Below are 674 nucleotides of genomic sequence, written 5' to 3' on the forward strand. Positions count from 1 at the left end.
TGGGCAGCGCGCGACATGGCAATGCCAAGCTGCAGAGGTGGCAAATCGCTCTCAAGCGGGATGAATTTCAGCGGCTTGCCATCCATCGAGAACTGGCTGACCGTGCGCATGTTGGAAATGGCAAAGCCGAAGCCATTGGCGACGAGACCGCGTTGCACCGTCACTTCAGCGGTGCGTTCGGCAATGTGGGGCCGCCGTCCCAGCGCCCGGAAAAGCGACAGGAAATAGCTCGAACTATGCGGCAGATCGAGCAGGACCATATCGTGGTCCACCAGATCGGCGGGGGAGACCCGGTCCCGGCCGGCAAGCGGATGATCCGGATCGACCATGACGTAAGGGGGAAGCGCGACCAGCGGCTGGAACTCGATGTCGCTCGGCAGCGAGAGATCATAGGTGAGTGCCACGTCGATGCGGGCAGCCCCCAGCGCGTCGAAGATCTGCGCCTGATCGAGCTCAACCTGCGTGAAATCCACGGTCTTGTACTTGTCCTCGAAGCTGCGCCGCAGCTGCGGCACGAGGAGCTGCACGAAAGTGCGCATGCAGCCGACCCTCAGCGAGCCGCGAACACTGTCGGTATAGACATTGGCCATATCGTTGAGCTTTTCCGCTTCGGCGAGGATGGCGCGGGCCTGTTCGATAAAGCGCTCGCCGGTCGGTGTCAGCACCGAGCCCTG

The 674-nt window shown here is 62.3% G+C and carries 1 protein-coding gene; it reads right to left on the reverse strand.

What is annotated here, in order from left to right:
- Nucleotides 1-674 (reverse strand): LysR substrate-binding domain-containing protein (locus tag MD273_RS18575; RefSeq protein WP_239039261.1); only part of this gene is annotated, 674 nt, incomplete at both ends.

Source organism: Marinobacter sp. C7, from assembly GCF_022343555.1.
Taxonomy (GTDB): Bacteria; Pseudomonadota; Gammaproteobacteria; order Pseudomonadales; family Oleiphilaceae; genus Marinobacter.